At 46.2% G+C, this 17,305-nt stretch carries 24 protein-coding genes and 2 pseudogenes; 25 read left to right on the top strand and 1 reads right to left on the bottom strand.

Going from position 1 to position 17,305, the window contains the following annotated elements:
• The first annotated feature begins 48 nt into the window (after nt 1-48).
• The 17 genes and pseudogenes from tsaD (at nt 49) to A4E54_RS15505 (ending at nt 12,817) form a co-directional block, all read left to right on the top strand.
• Complete coding sequence (gene tsaD, locus A4E54_RS15420) at nt 49-1,098, top strand: tRNA (adenosine(37)-N6)-threonylcarbamoyltransferase complex transferase subunit TsaD (RefSeq protein ID WP_240082897.1); 1,050 nt, start codon at nt 49-51, stop codon at nt 1,096-1,098.
• A 220-nt stretch (nt 1,099-1,318) separates the two neighbouring features.
• Entirely contained in the window at nt 1,319-2,599 is a 1,281-nt protein-coding gene (locus A4E54_RS15425; protein ID WP_286726698.1) for a DUF512 domain-containing protein, read from the top strand.
• Between the two features lie 35 nt (nt 2,600-2,634).
• Nucleotides 2,635-3,219: a 5-formyltetrahydrofolate cyclo-ligase gene (locus A4E54_RS15430; RefSeq protein WP_286726635.1), complete on the top strand. Its 585-nt coding sequence runs from the start codon at nt 2,635-2,637 to the stop codon at nt 3,217-3,219.
• Nucleotides 3,220-3,370: 151 nt separating this feature from the next.
• Nucleotides 3,371-4,297, top strand: a complete 927-nt coding sequence (locus tag A4E54_RS15435) for a polysaccharide deacetylase family protein (RefSeq protein ID WP_286726637.1) — start codon at nt 3,371-3,373, stop codon at nt 4,295-4,297.
• 42 nt (nt 4,298-4,339) lie between these two features.
• Nucleotides 4,340-5,122, top strand: a complete 783-nt coding sequence (larB, locus tag A4E54_RS15440; protein WP_286726700.1) for a nickel pincer cofactor biosynthesis protein LarB — start codon at nt 4,340-4,342, stop codon at nt 5,120-5,122.
• Between the two features lie 100 nt (nt 5,123-5,222).
• The gene (locus A4E54_RS15445) at nt 5,223-5,414 is read left to right on the top strand and encodes a hypothetical protein (RefSeq protein ID WP_286726639.1); all 192 of its coding nucleotides are present in this window, start codon (nt 5,223-5,225) and stop codon (nt 5,412-5,414) included.
• Nucleotides 5,404-5,625: a hypothetical protein gene (locus tag A4E54_RS15450; RefSeq protein ID WP_286726641.1), complete on the top strand. Its 222-nt coding sequence runs from the start codon at nt 5,404-5,406 to the stop codon at nt 5,623-5,625. The genes A4E54_RS15445 and A4E54_RS15450 overlap by 11 nt, the downstream gene beginning before the upstream one ends.
• Nucleotides 5,626-5,669: 44 nt before the next feature.
• Nucleotides 5,670-6,647, top strand: a complete 978-nt coding sequence (gene moaA, locus A4E54_RS15455) for a GTP 3',8-cyclase MoaA (protein ID WP_240082890.1) — start codon at nt 5,670-5,672, stop codon at nt 6,645-6,647.
• Between the two features lie 30 nt (nt 6,648-6,677).
• Nucleotides 6,678-7,103: pseudogene (locus A4E54_RS15460) on the top strand (MOSC domain-containing protein); the annotation flags it as partial.
• A 330-nt stretch (nt 7,104-7,433) separates the two neighbouring features.
• Complete coding sequence (locus A4E54_RS15465; protein ID WP_240082889.1) at nt 7,434-7,607, top strand: hypothetical protein; 174 nt, start codon at nt 7,434-7,436, stop codon at nt 7,605-7,607.
• Between the two features lie 20 nt (nt 7,608-7,627).
• A complete protein-coding gene (locus A4E54_RS15975; protein WP_240082888.1) occupies nt 7,628-8,014 on the top strand; it encodes a molybdopterin-binding protein in 387 nt (128 codons plus the stop codon).
• A 255-nt stretch (nt 8,015-8,269) separates the two neighbouring features.
• Nucleotides 8,270-8,878: pseudogene (locus tag A4E54_RS15480) on the top strand (substrate-binding domain-containing protein); the annotation flags it as partial.
• Between the two features lie 46 nt (nt 8,879-8,924).
• Nucleotides 8,925-9,410, top strand: a complete 486-nt coding sequence (gene moaC / locus A4E54_RS15485) for a cyclic pyranopterin monophosphate synthase MoaC (protein ID WP_240082886.1) — start codon at nt 8,925-8,927, stop codon at nt 9,408-9,410.
• 21 nt (nt 9,411-9,431) lie between these two features.
• Nucleotides 9,432-9,935 carry a MogA/MoaB family molybdenum cofactor biosynthesis protein gene (locus A4E54_RS15490; RefSeq protein ID WP_240082952.1) on the top strand — a complete coding sequence of 168 codons (504 nt, stop codon included), beginning with the start codon at nt 9,432-9,434 and terminating at the stop codon, nt 9,933-9,935.
• Nucleotides 9,936-10,214: 279 nt separating this feature from the next.
• On the top strand, nt 10,215-10,502 hold the full coding sequence (gene groES / locus A4E54_RS15495; protein ID WP_240082885.1) for a co-chaperone GroES: 288 nt from the start codon (nt 10,215-10,217) through the stop codon (nt 10,500-10,502).
• Nucleotides 10,503-10,524: 22 nt separating this feature from the next.
• Nucleotides 10,525-12,174: a chaperonin GroEL gene (gene groL / locus A4E54_RS15500; RefSeq protein WP_240082884.1), complete on the top strand. Its 1,650-nt coding sequence runs from the start codon at nt 10,525-10,527 to the stop codon at nt 12,172-12,174.
• Between the two features lie 127 nt (nt 12,175-12,301).
• Entirely contained in the window at nt 12,302-12,817 is a 516-nt protein-coding gene (locus A4E54_RS15505) for a methylated-DNA--[protein]-cysteine S-methyltransferase (protein ID WP_240082883.1), read from the top strand.
• Between the two features lie 134 nt (nt 12,818-12,951).
• On the opposite strand, the gene arsC is transcribed toward A4E54_RS15505, so the two are convergent.
• Nucleotides 12,952-13,383 (bottom strand): arsenate reductase (thioredoxin), encoded by a 432-nt coding sequence (arsC, locus tag A4E54_RS15510; RefSeq protein WP_240082882.1) that lies wholly within the window; start codon nt 13,381-13,383, stop codon nt 12,952-12,954.
• Nucleotides 13,384-13,502: 119 nt separating this feature from the next.
• Here arsC and A4E54_RS15515 point away from each other — a divergent pair, with 119 nt between their 5' ends.
• From A4E54_RS15515 to A4E54_RS15550, 8 genes are all read left to right on the top strand, one after another.
• Entirely contained in the window at nt 13,503-13,901 is a 399-nt protein-coding gene (locus tag A4E54_RS15515) for an ArsR/SmtB family transcription factor (RefSeq protein WP_240082881.1), read from the top strand.
• 5 nt (nt 13,902-13,906) lie between these two features.
• Nucleotides 13,907-14,971, top strand: a complete 1,065-nt coding sequence (gene arsB, locus A4E54_RS15520) for an ACR3 family arsenite efflux transporter (RefSeq protein WP_240082880.1) — start codon at nt 13,907-13,909, stop codon at nt 14,969-14,971.
• 109 nt (nt 14,972-15,080) lie between these two features.
• On the top strand, nt 15,081-15,359 hold the full coding sequence (locus A4E54_RS15525; protein ID WP_240082879.1) for a lipoyl synthase: 279 nt from the start codon (nt 15,081-15,083) through the stop codon (nt 15,357-15,359).
• A gap of 187 nt (nt 15,360-15,546) precedes the next feature.
• Nucleotides 15,547-15,735 (top strand): hypothetical protein, encoded by a 189-nt coding sequence (locus A4E54_RS15530; RefSeq protein ID WP_240082878.1) that lies wholly within the window; start codon nt 15,547-15,549, stop codon nt 15,733-15,735.
• A gap of 4 nt (nt 15,736-15,739) precedes the next feature.
• A complete protein-coding gene (locus A4E54_RS15535; RefSeq protein WP_282442304.1) occupies nt 15,740-15,952 on the top strand; it encodes a permease in 213 nt (70 codons plus the stop codon).
• Nucleotides 15,953-15,976: 24 nt separating this feature from the next.
• Nucleotides 15,977-16,219 carry a hypothetical protein gene (locus A4E54_RS15540; RefSeq protein WP_286726649.1) on the top strand — a complete coding sequence of 81 codons (243 nt, stop codon included), beginning with the start codon at nt 15,977-15,979 and terminating at the stop codon, nt 16,217-16,219.
• A 287-nt stretch (nt 16,220-16,506) separates the two neighbouring features.
• Entirely contained in the window at nt 16,507-16,872 is a 366-nt protein-coding gene (locus A4E54_RS15545) for a C-GCAxxG-C-C family protein (RefSeq protein ID WP_240082876.1), read from the top strand.
• A gap of 150 nt (nt 16,873-17,022) precedes the next feature.
• Entirely contained in the window at nt 17,023-17,229 is a 207-nt protein-coding gene (locus A4E54_RS15550) for a 4Fe-4S dicluster domain-containing protein (protein WP_240082875.1), read from the top strand.
• The last annotated feature ends 76 nt before the right edge of the window (nt 17,230-17,305 follow it).

Here is a 17,305-nt window from a genome sequence, read left to right on the forward strand (position 1 = left end):
AGCTTAGCCGTTCCAGCAAGTAAGTTATGTCGTAAAGAGGGTGTTCTTTTGAGTGTTGTGATCCTTGCTTTAGAAACATCTTGCGATGATACATCGGCGGCGGTGGTAGTTGACGGTACAAAGATACTGTCGAATATAATTTCATCTCAGGTGGATGTGCACGGTAAGTTTGGCGGAGTGGTACCTGAAGAGGCTTCCCGTAAACACCTGGAACTGATTAACCACGTGATCTCTGAAGCGTTGTCAGTGGCCGGACTTGGCTTCAAGGAACTGGATGCAGTTGCGGTAACATATGGACCAGGTCTGGTTGGCGCGCTTCTTGTAGGAGTGTCGGCCGCAAAAGCCATCGCTTACGGGCTGGATCTGCCTTTGATTGGCATTAATCATATCGAAGGACATATTTATGCAAACTTTCTGTCCGAGCCCAATATTGCTTTTCCCCTGATCTGCTTGGTTGTTTCAGGAGGTCATACCGACTTGGTAATGATTAAGAAACATGGTTATTATCAAGTTGCAGGAAGGACACGGGATGACGCGGCGGGTGAGGCATTCGACAAGGTAGCGCGAGCTTTGGGACTCGGTTATCCGGGGGGACCTTTAATTGACCGCCTGGCCAGGGGAGGTAAGCCCGACGCGATTGCTTTCCCCAAAGCCTATTTGGAAGAAGGTAGTTTTGATTTCAGCTTTAGCGGTTTGAAGTCAGCGGTAATTAACTATATACACCGGGAGGAGCAAAACGGTGAAGAGGTGAATAGAGCGGATCTGGCTGCCGGTTTTCAAAAGGCGGTGACAGATGTATTAATTGATAAAACATTGGATGCAGCCCAAAAAGCAGGAGTGTCCACTGTTCTTCTGGCCGGAGGAGTGGCCGCGAATACCCTGCTGCGGACGGATTTGACCGGTAAGGCCGCTAAAATAAACCGCCGGGTAATCTGTCCGCCGCCGGTGCTGTGTACCGACAACGCGGCAATGATTGCCGCGGCGGCCTATTATAAATATCTAAGAAGTGCTTTCGCCCCTTTGACTTTAAACGCAGTTCCTGATTTAAAACTTGGCGAGGAAAGGTACGAAGGTAATTTCAGAGGTAAAATCATGTAATAGATTAATAATTTTGCTATTATGTATTTTTGTTATATATTTTGCCAGGAAAATAGTTATGTTAATTAATAATGCTGTGGATAATGTGCATAAGTCTGTTAATAACTTATAAATAAAGGGGTTGCCCTGTGGGAAATCAGTTTGAGATATGAATGAAAACCAAGTTGAAAATTATATATTGCATGGAGCTGTAAACGGCAATATTTTACCTCTAACATCAATGTGCAATATGCGCTGTATATTTTGCTCACACAGCCAAAACCCATCATGTGTGAGAGTCTACCGGATCGCGCCCCGCAGCGCGGCGGAGGTCGCAAGAACACTATCATTTATGGATCGGGCCTATCCGGTGGTAATCGGCGAATCGGTTACCAGGATTATTGAAGGAGAACCATTTACCCATCCAGGCATAGAAGATATTCTGCAACTGGTCCGTGACAGGTTTACCGGTACGACAATACAGATCACTACCAACGGCAGTCTGCTGGATGAGAGTATGGTAAAGATGTTGAAAACACTGGGCAAAGTTGTGATCAACCTTTCTTTGAACAGCGCCACTGAAGCAGGCCGTGCGTTATTAATGGGTGATAAAAGTGCTCTCAGCTCAATAAAATGCCCGATTTTGTTGCAAGAACACAAAGTTCCTTTTCATGGCAGTGTTGTGGCCATGCCTCATTTGGTCGGGTGGCAGGATGTCTGCAAAACAATAAAATATCTATCCGAATGCGGCGCTCAAACCATTAGAATATTGCTGCCCGGTTATTCCAGGCTGGCGCCTGCTGCTTTACAGTTTGGGCCTTCTGTTTTGCCTGAATTGCGTTTATTGGTAACACGGCTGAGGAAAGAATTATCCACTCCCTTAATCTGCGAACCCCCGGCAATCCAAGATCTGGAGCCGCGTATCGCCGGAGTAATCGACGGTACACCCGCCGGGCGGGCAGATATTAGACCGGGCGATTTAATTGTTTCTGTAAACAAAGTTAGACCTTTAACCCGCGTGCAGGCATTTAATGAAATTTATAAAACAGCTTCACCGGTGCTAAAAATAAAAAGAGGAGATGAACAGAAATATGTCCGGTTAGATAAAAATTCGCGTGAACGTTCTGGTCTGGTGATGGATTATGATATAGACCCGGATCTAATAAAGGATATCAACCGGGTGATCCGACGCCGGCGGGTGTCGAAGGCGCTTGTCCTCACTTCTGAACTTGCCGGACCGGTGATTAATATGGCGCTGAAGCAATTTTATCAAGGAGCCGCGGAAATCCGGGTAGTAGTAGTGCGCAACAGGTTTTTTGGAGGCTCAATTAAAGCAGCCGGTCTGCTAACTATAAAAGATTTTCAAATCGCCCTGGCGGATTTCTTCAATGAGCATCCGGGATGGCAGCCGGAGCTGGTTCTTTTGCCGGGATTGGCATTCGACCACCAGGGCAGGGACCTTACAGATCTTTCATATATGGATTTAGGAGAAAAGTACGGCACGGTCATCGATATATTATAAGTCTTTTAGCAAAGAAAACATGACGGGGTGGGGGAGTGTCCAAAAGCGCGTTAAGGAAAGCAGTACTCCAGGAGAGGATGGCTTTAAGCTCTGCTGAAGTGACAGAGAACAGCAAGCTTATTATAAATAAAGTAATGGCGATGAAAGAGTACTGTCAGGCAAAAACTGTAATGATGTACTTGGATTTTCGCAACGAAGTGCGAACAGGAACCCTAGTGTCGCGGTCTATGGATGACGGTAAGCGGGTTGTTGTTCCTGCTACCGAAAAAAAAGACAGCGTGTTGATACCTTCTTTAATTGTGGACTACCCCGGCGACCTCCAGCCCGGCAACTGGGGTATTCTGGAGCCTAAACCGCATTGCCTGCGGCCGGTTGAACCGGGCGATATTGATTTAGTATTTGTGCCTGGAGTCGCTTTTGATCTCCGGGGCAACCGTTTAGGCTACGGCGGCGGTTATTATGACCGCTTTTTAGCCAAACTTAGTTCCCGCTCGGTTTTTATCGCCCTGGCCTTCGAGATGCAAGTGCGGCGATATGTATATCCTGCCGTTCATGATATAGCGATGCACTACCTGGTTACAGAAAAAAGGCTAATCAAAATTTTGCCGCGGGAGAAATGAGCTTATCGCACCAATTAATGGTTGGCCTAAAAAAAATGACAATTTGAAAAGGGTTATTTAATTATTTAGCGAAATATGAATTATTTAAGGTTATAAAAGAGTATACCAGGTCTATGAGCCTGGTATTATACATGAGGTAGGGGTATACTTAATGTTAACAATTAAATTATTAAAAAATCAGACAATCTTTACGGCAGCCAGATTATTTATTTTTTGCTTGGTGACGGTTATATGCTATTTTGCTTGGCCAGGCTCAGGCGTTTCACACGAAGCCAGCGCGCAGGCAAAGCAATCCGTGCCTGCAGACCAGCGGGTGGCGGTATTATTTTTTCACGCGGTTGGTGAAGAACCGTCTAATCCGAACACGATGCCTCTAAAAGATCTGGAGGAAACATTTCAGGCGCTGCAGGATAGTGATTACCATCCGATCAGCTTGGAACAATTTCATGCATTTATCGACGGACAGGCTGAAGTGCCCCAACGGGCGGTTTTACTTACATTCGATGACGGGTACAGCGATGTCTACAGTATGATTTTCCCGCTGACAAAGCGTTACAACTACCCCGCTGTGTCGTTTGCCGTCACAAAGTGGTTCGACCGGTACCCGAGACCGGAGAAAAGCCGCGAACACCTGAGTGTAGAAGAAGCGAAGGAGTTGTTAAGCTCAGGCCTGTGGCAGATTGGCGGCCACAGCTATGACGGACACCGTTTGATTCGGGGGGCACATAATCAAGAAGGCGCTTATTTAACAACCCGCAGCTTGATGGAAAGAGATTTTCGTTTGGAATCTGAAGCGGAATACCGGGCCAGGGTTTGGCAGGATATTAATCTAAACACCATGGCCTTAAAACTGGCCGGCGTGAGCGAGCCGAAGGATTTCGCCTTTCCTTACGGCGCCTATAACGAAGACCTGGTTAAATTGCTCAATGAGGCCGGCTATACCTACCTTTTTACAAATAATCAAGGTCTGAACGGACCGGGCGAGGATCCTTCATGCATTCGTCGAATCGGCGCCGGTCGCTGCGCCAAAGAAACTATAGCTATTTTGGAAAAATACTTCGCGCAGGGCAATAATTAAAAATATTGTTTAACATTCGCTAATTAAGCGGGGATGATGGTAATCGAACGGAATACATTGCGCCAGCTCCTGGAAGACGTAAAAAACGGCACCGTTGGTGTGGATGCCGCATTAACCAAAATGAAAGACTTGCCTTTTGAAGATCTCGGCTTCGCGGTGATTGACCACCATCGAACCCTGCGCAAGGGTTTTCCGGAAGTGATTTTCTGTCAGGGAAAGACAATTGAGCATATTGTCCAGATATTTTCCAGGCTTGGCGCTGGAAATAAAAACATCCTGGGAACCAGGGCTTCAAGGGAAGTATATTTATCTGTGCGGGAAATATATCCTGCGGCTGTATACAACGAGTTAGCCAGGACGATAGTGGTTAGTCACGGTGAGAATCCAAATAAAACAGGCAACGTTTTGGTTTTGAGCGCGGGTACTGCTGATTTGCCTGTGGCGGAGGAAGCTGCCGTAACCGCCGAGGTGATGGGGAGTCATGTCAGGAAAGCATATGACATCGGGGTGGCAGGACTCCACCGCTTGTTGGACAAACTGGAATTAATACGTTGGGCGCATGTAATTATTGTCGCAGCCGGTATGGAAGGGGCACTCCCCAGCGTGATCGGCGGGCTGGCAGACCAACCGGTAATCGCCGTACCGACCAGTACGGGCTACGGCGCCAGTTTTAACGGACTTTCGGCTTTATTAGGGATGTTGAACAGTTGTGCGTCAGGTGTTAGTGTTGTTAACATTGATAATGGTTTTGGCGCCGGCGCAATGGCCAATACGATTACGAGGATGATTGAAAGGGCAACAAAAGAAAACAGCTTAATAAGATAACCCAAACAGAAATTTATTCAAATTGCCTGTTTAAGAAGAAGTTTGATATAATAAAAATATCCTGCTGAATTAGTTCTTTTTATGCTTATAGGTGATTTTATTGAGTGTGTATTGGCAGGGCTTGGTGGAAGCAATCCATTTGTTAATGAGCGGGGATCGTGATGTCCTGGAGGTAATACTGCGAACCCTTCATGTATCCGGCACGGCCACAATTATCGGAATAGTGATAGGCGTTCCTTTGGGTACTTTAAATAGCCCTCGTTTCCTTTCCGGGACGACGCTTGGCGATTAGCATGATCAACTTAGGGATGGGATTGCCTCCGGTTGTCGTAGGCCTGTGGGTATGCTTGACTTTAAGCCGCTATGGTACTCTGGGCTTGCTAGGACTGCTTTATACTCCCACGGCAATGATTACGGCCCAGGTCATCATCGCGGCACCGATAATTACCGGATTCAGCGGCGCAGCAGCGAGGAAGGTAATACCTGCAATTTATTATAGTTGACTAAATAACAATATTGGCATAAAGACGAGAAGGTGAGTAGTAGTATGCGGGACAAGTACCAGCGGGAGATTAATTATTTGCGTGTTTCTGTGACTGACCGGTGCAATTTGCGCTGTGTCTACTGTATGCCGCCGGAAGGTGTAAAATTTGTTCCTCATAAAGAGATCCTGAGCTTTGAAGAAATCGAGGTCGTTATTAGAGCGGCTGCTTATATAGGTGTAAAAAAGGTGCGCTTGACAGGGGGAGAACCTTTGGTGCGCAGGGGGGTGGAGAGACTGGTCGGGCGCATTTCCAACATCCCCGGAATAGACGATATAGCTCTGACTACCAATGGTTTGATCCTGCCAAAATATGCTGAGGTTTTGAAAGAAGCCGGATTGCGGCGAGTAAATATCAGTCTTGATACCCTTGATAGTGACAGATACCACGAATTTACCCGTTATGGTAAGTTGTCCAGAGTTTGGGAAGGGATCATTTCCGCTCTGGATGCCGGTTTTCATCCAGTTAAGTTGAATACAGTCGTCATTCGTGGTTTCAACGATGACGAGGTGGTGGACATAGCCAGATTAACCATGGAAAAACCATTGCATGTACGTTTCATTGAAATTATGCCCATAGGCTCCTCTAACTCTTGGGTTACGGGCCGTTTCGTGCCCGCGGAAGAAATAATGTCTCGGATCGGCGCCAAGCTTGGGCAGCTTATTCCGGCCAAAATACCCGAAGGCAGCGGGCCGGCCAAGTACTACCGCCTTGAAGGCGCCCAAGGTACGGTTGGCTTTATCACATCAATGAGCGATCATTTTTGCAGTAATTGCAACCGCCTGCGACTGACTTCAACTGGAAGTTTGAGACCATGCCTATATGATAGATGCGAGATAGATTTGAGAACCCCGCTGCGCGACGGGGCGGGTATCAAAGAGATAGCCGGTCTGATTAGAAAAGCGGTTAGTTTAAAAGCGGATCGGCACCACATGCTTGACGGTTGGCAGGACAAGCGGGTAATGTCTCAAATCGGCGGATAACAAATATTAGAGGAGGGTTACGGCGATATTATGGGAATAATAAAGGCAATATGTACAAGCCCTGATAAAGGAATGCGCAAGAAGAATATCGGCCGGGGGCAGTTAATTCAAGAACACGGTTTGTGTGGCGATGCGCACGCAGGCGACTGGCATCGCCAGGTCAGCCTGCTTGCTGTCGAAAGCATCGATAAAATGCGGGCGCTGGGGCTGGAAGTGGGGCCCGGCGACTTTGCGGAAAATCTGACCACCGAAGGTATTGACCTGGTTAGTCTCCCCCTGGGCACCCGCCTTAAAATAGGCGGCGAAGCGATAGGTGAGGTAACGCAAATCGGCAAGGAATGCCATGATCATTGCGCAATATACTACCAGGCCGGAGATTGTGTTATGCCCAGAGAGGGTATTTTTGTGCGCATCCTGCTTGGCGGAGAAATTAAAGTGGGTGACCCGATTAATGTTTATGAAAAAAAATGTTATAAAAAAGTAGTAAAGGATGTGTCATTATTGGAAGTGAGTTCAGAGATTCTAGAAGCTGTTGAAAAAGCTTCTAGAGAAAAGGTTTTAACATGCACTGAGGCAAGGAAATTGGCAGAGGAACTAAAAGTATCTCCCAAGCTTATCGGTGATGCCGCCGACAAGCTAAAAATAAAAATCAGAGTTTGTGAACTGGGATGTTTTTAAGGAAGGAGCAACCTTTAACAAGGTGAGATGTGGCTGAATTATTTAAAGCTTTGACTGTGGAAGAAGCAAAGGCGGCATTAACCCGCTACCTGTCGGCTCAAATCAACCATGGATGGTTTTGCAGTACGGGCTAAGGATACATACGGAGCTTCGGAGAGTCTGCCTGCATACGTGGATATCAGCGGCGAGGTGTTGATGGGAAGTGGCATGCCGCAAGGTAGATTGAGCGCCGGGCAGGCTTGGCGCAATATCTACGGACGGAATGCTGCCATCCGGCGCTGATGCGGTGGTGATGGTGGAGTATGCTGTCATCTATCGGCGTTACGCATGTAGCTGTAATCCCTCCCCGCAGTGTCGGAATCATATCCACAGGTGACGAACTGGTTGCGCCGTCTAAATTTCCCGCGCCGGGACAAGTGCGTGACATAAACTCTTATACCTTGTTCGGAGCAGTGGCGGCATGCGGCGGAGAACCACACTGCTATGGTATTGTAGGAGACTATTATAAAGAATTAAGAAACGTTTTAGAACGTGTAATTGCGGAAAATGATATCGTGCTGCTTTTCCGGGGGAAGTTCCGTGGGCGCGCGATGTTGCCATGGAAGCAATTGATTCGATGGGTAAACCGGGCGTACTCTTCCACGGGATTTCCATCAAGCCGGGAAAGCCGGCCCTGGGAGCCATGGTAGGTGACAGACCGGTTTTCGGTCTGCCCGGTCATCATGCTTTGGCTATGGTGGTTTTTGGTTTTTGATCTCCTGGTAGCGCCGCTGATTCGTTCCGGTGAATATTTAGTATCAAAAAAAGATACATTAATAGAGTACCCCTTGCAAGCGGAGATTGTACGTAATCTCCGTTCCGCGGCCGGACGTGAGGATTTTATCCGCGTAAGGCTTTTTTTACGGGAAGGCAGGCTTTGCGCCGAACCCGTGCTCGGTATTTATTACCTGCGTTTAAAATACCCTTCCTCATCACTTTCCTCCGCCCATGTCGGGAGCTTGGGGGCTTGTCAGCTATTAAGCGCGGTGAAGCGCACTGCGCCGGCATGCATTTACTGGACGAGAAGACTGGCTCTTATAATATTACATGTTTAAAAGCTGCCTGACCGTAAAGTTTTGCTGGTGAACCTGGTATACCGTGAGCAAGGGCTGATTCTAGGCGAAGGGAACCCGAAAAATATTCGCTCGCTTGAAGATCTGGCCAGGCCCGGGCTCACCTTTGTCAACCGCCAGCGCGGGTCCGGCACCAGGATCTTGCTTGACTACCGCCTCGCGGAACTTGGAGTTGATACAGATATTATCCACGGGTACGACCATGAGGAATATACCCATATGGCCGTGGCAGCGGCCGTGAAAGCAGGAGCGGCCGACGTGGGTTTGGGTATTCGCGCCGCAGCGCAGGCTCTTGGACTGAAGTATATTGGCATTGCCCAAGAGCGTTATGATTTATGTATACCTGCAGAATATTTTGATACACCGTATATACAAAGGCTGCTGGAAGTGGTGTCTTTATATGACCTTCGTGACTGCGGCAAAGTAATGTGGCAAAGCTAATAACTTGGAAATATAGTACAGTTTATTATAGATGGAGGGCGTATTATTGAATAATCTTACTCACCTGGATGAACAGGGACAAGCGAGGATGGTCGAAGTCGGTGGCAAAGAAATAACCCGCAGGCTGGCGGTAGCCCGTGGTGAGATAGTAATGCGTCCGGAGACGCTGGCAATGATCATCTCCGGCAAGGTGGCCAAGGGAGAAGTTTTTGGCGTGGCCAGATTGGCTGGGATTATGGCTGCAAAGCAAACCTCAAGCCTGATTCCTCTATGCCACCCCTTGAACATAACCGGAATTGATGTTCAATTCCGCCCCGACCAGGAACATAATAAAGTAGAAATAGAAGCCAGTGTGCGAATCACCGGGCAAACCGGTGTGGAAATGGAAGCGCTTACAGCTGTTTCAATTGCTGCTTTAACGATATACGACATGTGCAAAGCAGTCGACCGTGAAATGACGATTCGCGCAATCAGGTTGATTCATAAGAGCGGCGGCAAAAGCGGTATTTTTGAGCGGGAGCACGAAAGCTGAATTATGAAGAGGTGAATGAATCTGTATAAAATTGCTGTTATTACGGTAAGCGACAAGGGCTCACGCGGAGAGCGCAAGGACGAGAGTGGTCCGGCAATTTGCGAAATGATTGAATCCCTGGGTGAAGTGGTAAGCTGTCACATGGTTCCTGATGAGCTTGACTTAATTCAAGAATTAATGATTAACCTGTCCGATATTGAAAAAGTTGACTTGATCTTGACTACCGGCGGTACAGGTTTAAGCCCTCGCGATAACACGCCGGAAGCCACCCTGGCGGTAATTGAGCGGGCAGTCCCCGGACTGGCCGAAGCCATGAGAATGGAAAGCTTAAAAAAGACCAACCGGGCTATGCTATCCAGGGCTGTAGCGGGAGTGCGCCGGAGCACCTTGATTATCAATCTTCCAGGCAGCGTCAAGGCTGTCCGGGAGTGCCTGGGAGTAATCCTGCCCGTGTTGCCGCATGGGCTTGAAATACTATCCGGCAAGGCCGGTGATTGCGGCAATAGCGGCAATAATGGGAATTAAAAGGTAATTTTTAAAATTTATGTATAAAAAATATTATCAGTGGGAAAATATTTCTAGGCAGATAAAAATAATACCAGAAACTGAGGTAATCTTGAAACAGAGGGAGAAAATCAAAGGCTTATCAAGCTAATTTCTTTATTTTGTATATTTTCATTGAAATTATGCGATGATGTTGTTTGCTTTTGATTTTCTTATTTAATATTATATTTACGTTGGTATTAGCACTCGCCAACAATGAGTGCTAACAATAAACAGACTAACCAGTAAGGAGGGGTTTATGTGATCAGACCTTTAGGTGACCGGGTTGTAGTTAGGCCCATGCCGAGTGAAGAAAAAACAAAAAGTGGTATAGTGTTGCCGGATACCGCGAAAGAAAAGCCACAGGAGGGCGAGGTCGTAGCAGTCGGTAATGGAAGATTGCTTGAAACCGGTCAGCGTGTATCGATCGATTTAAAACCGGGAGACAAAATCCTTTTCTCCAAATATGCCGGAAACGAAGTTAAGATCGATGATGTGGAATACTTGATTATGCGTGAAGCCGATATCCTCGGTGTTATCGAGAAGTAGATATTAAAAGGAGGTTCGAAAAATGGCAGGCAAAGAGATAATTTTCCGGGAAGATGCCAGGCGTGCTCTGGAAAAAGGTGTTAACGCACTGGCGGAAGCCGTCAAGGTTACTTTAGGTCCCAAAGGACGCAACGTCGTACTGGAGAAAAAATTTGGTTCTCCGATGATTACCAACGACGGAGTTACCATTGCCAGAGAAATAGAACTGGCCGACCCATTTGAAAATATGGGCGCCCAATTAGTCAAGGAAGTTGCCACCAAGACTAACGATGTCGCCGGTGACGGCACTACAACCGCTTGCGTGCTGGCTCAAGCCATCGTAAGAGAAGGCTTAAAGAATGTGGCGGCGGGCGCCAACCCGATGATTATTAAGCGCGGTATTGAAAAAGCTGTTGAAAAAGCGATAGAAGTAATTAAAGAACAGGCTAAGCCTATTGAGAGCAAGTCGGCAATCACCCAGGTTGCCACCATCTCAGCCAATGATGAAGTTATCGGCAGCTTGATCGCCGACGCGATGGAAAAAGTGGGTAAAGACGGCGTTATTACCGTTGAAGAATCAAAAGGGACTACAACCAACCTGGAAGTTGTTGAAGGCATGAACTTTGACAGGGGTTATACTTCCGCGTATATGGTTACTGATACAGACAAGATGGAAGCTAATTTAAGTGATCCCTACATACTGATCACCGATAAAAAGATCTCGGCCATTGGGGATCTCCTGCCGGTTCTGGAAAAAATCGTACAGACAGGCAAGCCGCTTCTGGTTATTGCTGAAGACGTGGAAGGCGAAGCGCTGGCTACCCTGGTTCTGAACAAACTGCGCGGCACATTCCAGTGTGTTGCGGTAAAAGCCCCGGGGTTTGGCGACAGGCGCAAGGCAATGTTGGAGGATATCGCTATCCTCACCGGTGGTGGCGTGATTACAGAAGATCTTGGCTTGAAGCTCGATAGCGTTACGATTGAACAACTTGGCCGGGCCAGCAAAGTCCGCGTCAAGAAAGAAGAAACAATTATCGTTGGCGGAGCGGGCAATACTGACGATATTACCAAGCGGGTTGCCCAAATTAAAAACCAGATAGAAGAAACCACATCTGATTTCGACAGAGAAAAGCTACAGGAGCGCTTGGCTAAACTAGCCGGCGGTGTAGCGGTAATCCAGGTGGGCGCTGCCACGGAAACTGAAATGAAAGAGAAAAAGCTCCGTATCGACGACGCGCTGAACGCTACCAGAGCGGCAGTCGAGGAAGGAATCGTGCCCGGCGGCGGCGTAGTCTTTGTCAACGCTGTAAAGGGTATGGAAAACCTTACATCCGATAACCTTGACGAGAAGACAGGCATAGATATTGTCCGCAGATCTTTGGAAGAGCCTCTGCGTCAGATTGCCAACAACGCCGGTCTCGAAGGTTCGGTAATTGTTGAAAAAGTGAAGAACTCAGAAGCAGGTGTGGGATTTAACGCCCTTGTTGGCGAGTTTGTTAATATGATTGACTCTGGTATAGTAGACCCCGCCAAAGTGACCCGGTCAGCTCTCCAAAACGCAGCGAGCATCGCGGCCATGATTTTAACAACCGAGACACTGGTAGCTGAAAAAGTTGATAAGGATAACGCCATGGCGGCCGCGGCGGCTATGGGCGGCATGGGTGGCATGGGTGGCATGGGCGGCATGATGTAAGATGATTTAATTAATATGAGATTTGTTAATTATCAGTTATAATTAAGGAAGGGTGCAATTTACCCTTCCTTTCCTTAATTTTATGCAGGTATTGTTATTTAGTTTTTTTAACTGGGAGTGTGAATTTATGAGGGTCGTTACTATTTGCACCCAACATGGCTGGCTGGCTGCCGGATGGTCCGAGGCAGGATTGAGAGGTTTAGTATTGCCTCAAAAAAGTTATGAAGAAGCAATAGCGAAATTAGCTGTTCAGTTACGGGTTGACTCTTCAATGCTTTTACCTGAACAGCCGCAAGATGTTGAAAAAAAACTTGTCCAAGAAATTGAAAAATATTTTCGAGGAGAATTGGTCAACTTCACCGCTTCAATAGACTGGACCGGTTACACTTCTTTTCAACGACAAGTTTTAGCAGTAGTACAACAAATACCATATGGTAAAGTCAGTTCTTATAAACAAGTTGCCATTGAAGCCGGTTTTTCAAAAGCGGCAAGGGCTGTGGGAGGGGTTATGCGTTCAAACCGCACACCGCTAGTGATCCCGTGCCACCGGGTACTTGCCTCCGATGGTTCCTTGGGCGGTTTCAGTGGTGGACTTGACGCGAAAAAATTATTATTAGAATTAGAATCGATACCTGCGGTTTGATTAAACGAGGATCTTCTAGCCATTTCACGAAAAATTCTACTTTCTTAAAGCCCTAACAGAGAAGTTTTGGTTAACTGTAAACTAACTCATTAACTCCCCCCATAAATAATTACTAGATATGGGGCGGTGGTACTTTACTCTGTGGGTGAGCTCCTCTTCAGTAAATCCATTACTTCTTCTTTTATAGCATCACGAACCATTCGAAAAGTTTCTATAATTTCTTTTTCGTTACCGGACGATTTTGCCGGGTCGGGTAAATTCCAGTGTTCCCTGTTTACACCGGGGGGAGTTACCGGGCACTTATCATTGGCATCACCGCACAGAGTAATTACATAGTCACTTTTTGTTAAAATATTTTCATCGATTAAATCCGAAGTCTGGTTAGATATATCTATGCCAACTTCCGCCATCACCTGTATGGCTGTCGGGTTAACACTGTGGCTTTCTATTCCAGCGCTAAAAACCTTAAATTTTTCACCACCATAATATTTCGCAAAACCTTCCGCTATTTGACTGCGGCAGGAATTGCCCGTGCAAAGAAAATAAATTAACGGCTTAGTTTCCATGTTTAGGTCAACCGCCTTTCAATATATTTTAGGAAGCTTACTTGACTAAAAATCCAGTAATATTTACAATATAACATAAACATTTAATTATTTAAATATGTAAGTTTAGGTGGTATACGATGATCAACATTTTCAAGGCGTTAGGAGACTCGCACAGGCTAAATATATTAAAATTGTTGACCTGCCAGGAAATGGGGGCATGTGAGATTATCCAGGCCATCGGCTTGTCGCAACCGGCCATTGCGCACCATTTAAAAATCTTAAAACAAGCGGGGCTGATTAATAGTGAGAAGGAGGGTAAAATTGTCTTTTATACTTTGAATAAAGAAGGTATCAGGGAATTTTACAAGCAGATGGACGGTTTTCTTGACGATCTGGCTTGTTTTTCCTGTTCCCCGCCGAAACCATCGCCGCTCAGACAAAATCCTAATCTCTGCACAGAAATGGGTTTCGACCCGGAATGTTGCGAAAAAATGATTGATAAAGAAAAAATCATTATAAAGAGAAAGCGGCGGTAAACAGTATGTCGGAAAAAGCTGCGGCAAAACTCTCCTTGCTCGACCGCTATTTAACGGTATGGATATTTCTGGCCATGTTTTTCGGTGTGGGATTGGGCTATGTTATGCCGGAAGTGGCGAACCTGCTAAGAGAATTCCAGGTTGGCACCACTTCGATTCCCATTGCCGTCGGCCTAATTGTGATGATGTACCCGCCTCTGGCCAAGGTTAAGTACGAGGAAATCGGTGGAGTTTTTAAAAACGTCAGGGTGCTGGGACTCTCTTTGCTACAGAACTGGATTATCGGGCCGGTGTTGATGTTCTTTTTGGCAATCATCTTTTTGCAAAACTATCCTGAATATATGGTAGGTATAATTATTATCGGTCTGGCTAGGTGCATTGCCATGGTCATTGTTTGGAACTCTTTGGCCAAAGGGGATTCAGAGTACGCGGCAGCACTAGTGGCCTTAAACTCAATTTTTCAGGTGCTTTTCTTTTCAGTTTACGCCTACTTTTTTGTTACCCTCTTGCCCCAGTGGCTGGGGATCAGGTCAATGGCCATCCATATTTCCATGGCGGAAGTGGCTAAAAGCGTAATGATTTACCTCGGTATTCCCTTCCTTGGCGGAGTGATCACCAGACTTACCCTGATGCCGGTCAAGGGCAAAGAATGGTATGAGAAAAAATTTATCCCCAAAATCAGCCCACTTGCGCTAATCGCCCTCTTATTTACTATTATCGTGATGTTCTCTTTGAAGGGAAACTATATCATCACCTTACCGATGGATGTAGCTAGAATCGCCATACCGCTGCTAGTCTACTTTGTAATCATGTTCTTCCTGTCCTTCTTCCTCAGTAAATCGTCCGGAATTAATTACAGCCAGGCCACAACACTTGCTTTCACGGCTGCCAGCAATAACTTTGAGCTGGCCATCGCGGTGGCTGTAGCGGTATTTGGCATTGATTCGGGTCAGGCTTTTGCCGCGGTTATCGGTCCCCTCATTGAAGTGCCTGTAATGATCGGTTTGGTTAACATTGCCCTTGGGTTCAAACGCAAATATTTTGCAAATGAACTGCAGGAGGCAAAGTAACGACTGGACTGGAGTCCTGCCATCTTATGGATGAAGTACCCCGACCGTCTGCCAGGGAGCCAGGTGTCCTAACCGGGGCAGTTGCTACTCACGAGGCACCGCCATCTTTATGATCCTCGGCAACGTGTGTACGAGGAACTGCGCCTTCTGTGCGGTCAGCCACAGCAAGGCGGGTGAGGCAGACCAGGAAGAGCCGGTTCGGTTAAAAGAAGCGGTCAATGTCTCGGGGTTAAAGCATATCGTGGTTACTTCCGTAACCCCACACAATATAGAGACCATACCCCGGCTTTACCCTTTACCCCAGTATCGCCACGGGGCTTCTTCCCGCCGGGGTTTCTTGGCCTGCTGGCTGAAGCCGCGCAAAGAGCCCGTGCCGGAACGATGGTAAAACAAAGCTATAATAACAGCAAATTATATAAAAATTACTTTCCGCTACTGCGGACTATTTTAAAGTTGGAGGTCGATTTAAAGTGAAAGAAGTCAGTATAGCCATATTCGGAACTAATGCACCTATGCCTTCCGGTAGTTGCTGAGGCCCATCCCCGGAGGCCGCATGTTGCGGCCCTGCAAAGCCAATGCAAGAAGAAGCTGAGGATTTAAAAGAATTTCTTGTGCAAAATTTTGTCGAAGCCATCCAATATGCTTACGTGGATGTGCAAAGTAAAGAGATAGAGAATTATCCGGATATTATAAAAATCCTGGATAGAGTAAAGCTTCCTTTGACTGTGATTAACGGCGAGCCCCGCTTCCACGGTGGTTTTTAAAACCATGATTCCCATTGGTACGGTGTTGCTGGCGAAAGGCATGAGTTTGGGAGCGATAATGGCATTGATAATCGGTGGTGCCGGGGCCAGTATTCCTGAATTAACATTACTCGCATCCATATTTAAACCTAAGCTGGTAGCCATTTTTACAGTAACTATTTTTGCCGTAGCCATACTGTCCGGATTCATATTTCAAATTCTCCAGCCGATATTATAAGACGAAAGGGGGTAAGCTGAAAATATGGGCTGTTGTGATCCTGATGCACCCAAGATCTATAAGCTGAACGTTGGTGGCGTAGTAGTTGGATTGACCGGAGTTGAGCAGGCTTTTCTGGATGTAAAAGAACTTGATTTAACGGGTCAAGAAGCTGCTGAAAAACTATTGGAAATAGTGGAACGAAGAAATTATATCCCAGAAAGCGCTGAAAGGGAATATAAGATAGCTCTGCACAATGAATATAAAAACTATATAGCCAGATCTTAATAATAAGGCAGGTAATGCCGGGGGAGTTTTGAAAATGAGTAAAGAAAAAGATGAGAAGAAAGGGTTATTTGGCTTCTTTAAAAAGCTGAAGACGTCATGATGTGACATGAAAATTGTCCAGGTGGACAAAGAAGAAAAAAATAAAGAAGACTGTTGTGATTTTAAAATTGTTCCTGATGATGAGAAAAAATAATCACAATAAGAAAGCAATTATCTAAGAAAAAACTGTAGGGGACAGCCGTTATATTAATTAGCCGAGATGTTTTAAGGAGGGTTTATTATTAGGTATGGAGGAAGAAAAAGCTATAAAGGTAGCCGGCGCTTTTGGGGGTGGAGTAGGCCATACAGGCGGCACATGCGGTGCTGTTAATGGCGCTTTCATGGTAATAGGGCTAAAATATGCGGATACAGACGCAAAAAATTATAAAGCTATGAAAAAGTCTTATGCTGTTGCGCGGGAATTTATTAAGCAATTTGAAATACTGAACGGATCTACAATTTGCAAGGATTTAATAAAATGTGACATTAGTACTTCTGAAGGGATAAAGTATGCTATAGATAAGAACCTCTTTACCTCCGTGTGCCCTAAATTCGTACGGAATTCTGTTGAAATCTTGGAAGAGTTATTTGAAGAGTTATTTAAGGAAGACTGAGATCTTGGAAAGTTTTTTACGTAGCATTTCAGCCACAAGCGTGTAGTCGACCTGCCGCCGATAGGAGGACAAAGTAAAGTTGTTTTTGTGCCGAGGCTAACAGTAATAAAGGTTCAAATTTATAAGAGTAGAAAAAGGGAGGGCATTAATATGCCGCATGTTTGGGGTTACAGCATTTATCCAGTTGTAAATGGTGAGACGTGCGTTGCTTGCGCAACATGCTATGAATTGTGCCCGGCAGAACCCAGGGTATTTGAAATCAAAGAAATTTCCACAGTTGTCTACCCCGATGCCTGTCTTGATTGCGGCGCCTGTGAAGAAAGTTGCCCAACTAACTCAATAATATTAACCGAGTAGACATCTGAATCACAATGTCATCGCCCATCATCAGAGAGCCTTCTATACCATAAATATAACACGGTGGCGCTTGGTT

It is taken from the genome of Pelotomaculum sp. PtaB.Bin117 (assembly GCF_002067195.1).
Classification (GTDB): domain Bacteria; phylum Bacillota; class Desulfotomaculia; order Desulfotomaculales; family Pelotomaculaceae; genus Pelotomaculum_D; species Pelotomaculum_D terephthalicicum.